At 73.0% G+C, this 281-nt stretch carries 1 protein-coding gene; it reads right to left on the minus strand.

All coding sequences use genetic code 11. The features are described from left to right. The coding region (locus QWY28_RS23540) for a pyruvate kinase (RefSeq protein ID WP_300955336.1) at positions 1–281 on the minus strand (281 nt) is incomplete at both ends.

Raw genomic sequence — 281 nt, forward strand, 5'->3', positions numbered from 1 at the left:
TCGATCTTGGCGACGATCGGGATGCGGGAGCCGTGCTTGGCGAGCTCGCGCCGCAGCATCCGCACGTCCTCGGCCGTGCGCACGAAGGACAGCGCGATCCAGTCCGCGCGCGCCTCGACCGCGATCTTCACGTCGGCGCGGTCCTTGGCCGAGAGCGCCGGCGCGGAGATCCGGCTGTCCGGCAGGTTCACGCCCTGGTTCGAGGACACCAGGTCGCCGCGCACCACGCGGCAGTGCAGCTTGCCGCCGGCGCGCCGCTCGACCTTCAGCTCGACGCGGCC

This window comes from Nocardioides oceani (genome assembly GCF_030412965.1).
GTDB lineage: Bacteria > Actinomycetota > Actinomycetes > Propionibacteriales > Nocardioidaceae > Nocardioides > Nocardioides oceani.